Here is a 4,034-nt window from a genome sequence, read left to right on the forward strand (position 1 = left end):
GCAAGATCCACAACACCATCCGCGAAGTGGATGACACCACGAACCAGGTGGCCTCGGCGGCAGAGGAGCTGAGCCGGGTGGCTGAAGAAACCCGCGCCTCGGTCCAGGTCCAGGGCTCGGAGACCGACCAGATCGCCTCCGCCATCAACCAGATGGCCGCCACCATCCACCAGATCTCGAAGAACGCCAGCGAAGTCCAGCAGGCCGGGGCCGATGCGGACCGCCTGGCCAAGGACGGCGGCCAGACCATGGCCGGTTCCCAGCAGTCGGTGAACAGCCTGTCACAGAATATCCTGGAAAGCGCCGAGGCCATCGACGCCCTGGCTTCCCGCAGTGACGAGATCCAGAAGGTGCTGGATGTGATCCACGAGGTCACCGACCAGACCAACCTGCTGGCCCTGAACGCCGCCATCGAGGCCGCCCGGGCCGGTGAGCATGGCCGTGGCTTTGCCGTGGTGGCCGATGAGGTGCGCCAGCTGGCCCAGCGCAGCGGCGAGTCCGCCGGCCAGATCCGCGAGATGATCGACGGCTTTATCCGCGAGTCCCGCAGTGCGGTGGAGCGCATGCGTTCCTCCCAGGGTCTGTCGGAGGAAACCGTGGAGCGCATCAACCACGCCAGCTCGGCCCTGAGCACCATCGAGCAGTCGGTGGAGCATATCCACGATCAGGTGACGCAGATCGCCACCGCCTCCGAGGAGCAGAGCCAGGTGGCCGAGGAGATCAACAAGAACGTGGTGCGCATCGTGGAGGCGGCCCAGAACAGCGACACCGGCGTCACCCAGACCAACGACGCCAGCCAGGAGCTGGCACGGCTGGGCGAGCGGCTGCGTGAACTGGTCTCACAGTTCCGGGTCTGAAAAGTGTAGGGTAACGGCTATACGCCATCTCAGCGGAAAGGAGGGTCCATGGAAATCAAGACCTATGAAGAACTGATTGACTGGGTGAGGAACATGCATGGGCTGCTGGCCCGGACCCTCACGGAAGGCGCCGATGGCAACAGGAACGAGCAGGCCCGCGCCCTGCTGAACTACCTCGCCGACCACGAAAGGGAACTGGAGCGGATTACGGAGGAGTATGAGCGTCAGGCAGCCCCCAACACCCTGCACACGCGCCTGTATGACTACCTGACGCGCAGTCCGGTGAAGGTGCCGGACCCCAGGGACAGCCATTTCGATTCACTGGGGTTCGACGATATCTGCAGGGAGATCTTTGCCTTCCATGATCGGATCATCGACATCTACCACAGCCTGGACGAGCAGGCCATCACGCCGGAAACCCACGAACTGGTGGAATCCCTGCGGCAGATGGAAACCAACGAGGCCATGCGCCTGGCCCGCCAACTCGCCAGCAGCCAGGATATGTGATCCGGCGACGGACACCGCCGCCGGCTGCCTCAGATGGCGGTGTAGCCGCCGTCCAGGGGCAGGGCAACGCCGGTGGTAAAGCCCGCGCCTTCGGAGCACAGGTAGAGCACCGCGGCGGCGATCTCCTCAGGCTGGCCGATGCGGCCAATGGGATGCATGGTCTTGTGCAGTTCTTCCTTGCGGGGATCATCCGCCAGCGCCCGGCGGAACATCTCGGTGTCGATGATGGCCGGGCAGACGGCATTGATGCGTACACCCCGGCGGCCATACTCCACGGCGGCGGACCTGGTCAGGCCCACCACGGCGTGCTTGCTGGCGCTGTAGATACTCATTGACGGAGCAGCGCCGAGGCCGGCGACGGAAGCGGTGTTGACGATAGCGCCACCACCGGCTTCGACCATCAGCGGTATCTGGTGGCGCATGCACTGCCACACGCCTTTCACGTTCACGTCCATGATGCTGTCGAAGAGGTCTTCGTCGCCGTCGGCGAGCTTGCTGCGTTCCAGCTCGACACCGGCGTTGTTGAAGGCGAAATCCAGACGCCCGAACTGTTCGATGGTCTGCTCCACCAGGGTTTTGACGTCGCCGGACCGGCGGACGTCGCAGCGCACGAAGGCAGCCCTGCCACCAGCCTCATTGATCGACGCGGCCACCTTCTCGCCGGCGTCCTGGTTGATGTCGGACAGCATGACGCTGGCGCCCGCCTCCGCGAATGCGCGGGCGGTGGCTTCGCCGATGCCCGCGGCGGCGCCGGTGACCATGGCCACTTTTCCATCGAACTGCTTGGTCATTCCGTATTCCTCTTTTTTGGTATCGATTGTTATTGGCGTTGAGTGGCAATGGTATCCCTTTTCCCAAAAGGCGGCCATGGCGGGAGATGAAGCAAGGTACCGGAAACGTTATGATTCCCCTGAAGATAGTCTCAAGTTGTTGGAAAAGGCGGTAAAACCCCGTGCTGATTATCCATCTTGCCAGGGCAGTGACCATCTGCCTGATGATCCTGCTGATCACCCTGATCGGCATCGGCCCCATGCTGGTGATGGGGCTGGTCAAGGCGGTGGTGCCGATCCGGCCCCTGCAGCGGGCCTGCTCCATCGGCGTCATGTGGATCGCCGAGACCTGGGTCGAGGGCCTGAAGAACATCTTCCGGCTGATGACACCCACGGTCTGGGATATCCGCAACGAGGCCGTCCTGGACCGGGAGCAGTCCTACCTGGTGGTAAGCAACCACCAGTCCTGGGTCGACATTCCGGCCCTGGTGGAGGTCTTCAACCGGCAGGCGCCCTTCTTCAGGTTCTTCCTCAAGAAGGAACTGATCTGGGTGCCACTGGTGGGACTGGCGTTCTGGGCCCTGGACTACCCCTTCATGAAGCGGTACAGCAAGGAACACCTGGAGCGGCACCCGGAAGACCGGGGCAAGGACCTGGAGATCACCCGGCGCGCCTGCGAGAAGTTCCACGACCTGCCGGTGACCGTGGTCAACTTCCTGGAAGGTACCCGTTTCACGCCGGATAAGCATCGTCACCAGCAATCCCCCTACCGCAACCTGCTCAAGCCCAAATCCGGTGGTGTGGCCTTCGTGATGGGGGCGCTGGGGGAACAGATGCGATACCTGCTGGACGTGACCATCGTGTACCCGGACGGGCCGGTGCCGGGTTTCTGGCACCTGCTCAGCGGGCAGGTGTCGCGGGTGGTGGTGGATATCCGCAGCCGTACCGTGCCGCCGGAGCTGTTCCTGGGGGATTACGCCAACGATCCGGCCTTTCGGGATACCTTCCAGGCCTGGGTGCGGCATCTCTGGGAGGAGAAGGACGCCCGCATTGATGAACTGAAGGCGACGTTCAGCCGCCGTTCAGGCTGATCAGCCCCCGGACCAGGGCCGCCAGGCCGGCGATGGCCGCAATCCCCAGGATGATCGGGCGCAGGGCCTCGAAGGGCAGCCGGTTCACCAGCCCCGCCGACAGCCAGAAACCGATGAACACACCAGGAACGGTGGCCAGGAACAGCTTGAGTTCCATGGCGCCCAGGTAGCCGGAAAACACCAGGGTCACCAGCACGAACAGGTTGGCAACCATGAAGAAGGCCGACATGTTGGCCCGCACCAGGGGGCCCTTCTCGTTCTGGTAGATCATGGCAATGGGCGGGCCGCCCACGGCGGTGATGGTGCCCATATAGGCTGAAGCCGTGCCGGCAATCACGCTGTTGCGCGGGTTGAGTCGGGGTTTCAGGCCGGCGACGCTGAGCATAACCGCCAGCAGGATCAGGGTGCCGAAGATCAGCTCGAATCCCCGGGTGGAGATCACCAGCAGCGTGCCCCCGGCCAGGATCGCGCCAATCAGGCTGCCGCCGATGGCGTAGCGCACTTCCCGGATTTGCAGGCTGGTGCGGTTACGCATCAGCATCAGCACGGTCAGTACGCCGGCATTGAGGGTCAGGGATGCCGGGATAAACGCCGGTGAAATCAGGAACAGCAGCGGTGCCGCCAGGGTGCCGATACCATAGCCGGCCACCCCCTGCAGGCAGGACCCGGCGAGGACCACCAGGTTGGCCAGGATAAGATGGACGATGGTGATATCTGCCGGCACGGTGGGGGCCCTGTCTGGTGACGTGAAAAGCTAGTGTCCCGTCTGGGTAATTCGTTAGCCTACTGAGCCACTGAGGGCCTTGAGA

Annotated in this window: 5 protein-coding genes; 3 read left to right on the top strand and 2 right to left on the bottom strand. The window is 63.5% G+C overall.

From position 1 onward, the window contains the following. On the top strand, positions 1-857 hold an 857-nt coding region (locus RO069_RS12330), incomplete at its 5' end, for a methyl-accepting chemotaxis protein (RefSeq protein WP_328187868.1). Between the two features lie 48 nt (positions 858-905). Further along, complete coding sequence (locus RO069_RS12335; protein ID WP_328187869.1) at positions 906-1,364, top strand: ATPase; 459 nt, start codon at positions 906-908, stop codon at positions 1,362-1,364. A gap of 29 nt (positions 1,365-1,393) precedes the next feature. Here the strand turns inward: RO069_RS12335 and RO069_RS12340 are convergent, their stop codons facing one another. Continuing rightward, positions 1,394-2,155: an SDR family oxidoreductase gene (locus tag RO069_RS12340; protein ID WP_328187870.1), complete on the bottom strand. Its 762-nt coding sequence runs from the start codon at positions 2,153-2,155 to the stop codon at positions 1,394-1,396. Between the two features lie 167 nt (positions 2,156-2,322). Between RO069_RS12340 and RO069_RS12345 the strand changes: the two genes are divergently transcribed. After that, positions 2,323-3,225, top strand: a complete 903-nt coding sequence (locus RO069_RS12345) for an acyltransferase (RefSeq protein ID WP_328187873.1) — start codon at positions 2,323-2,325, stop codon at positions 3,223-3,225. Here RO069_RS12345 and RO069_RS12350 read toward each other — a convergent pair. After that, on the bottom strand, positions 3,206-3,949 hold the full coding sequence (locus RO069_RS12350; protein WP_328187872.1) for a sulfite exporter TauE/SafE family protein: 744 nt from the start codon (positions 3,947-3,949) through the stop codon (positions 3,206-3,208). The genes RO069_RS12345 and RO069_RS12350 overlap by 20 nt on opposite strands. Positions 3,950-4,034 lie beyond the last annotated feature (85 nt).

The organism is Marinobacter sp. OP 3.4, from assembly GCF_036224885.1.
Lineage (GTDB): Bacteria > Pseudomonadota > Gammaproteobacteria > Pseudomonadales > Oleiphilaceae > Marinobacter.

What these genes read in the sequence shown, in the direction of transcription:
- RO069_RS12335 (WP_328187869.1), top strand. Translation starts at nt 906, where the DNA reads ATGGAAATCAAGACCTATGAAGAACTGATTGACTGGGTGAGGAACATG.
- RO069_RS12340 (WP_328187870.1), bottom strand. Translation starts at nt 2,155, where the DNA reads ATGACCAAGCAGTTCGATGGAAAAGTGGCCATGGTCACCGGCGCCGCC.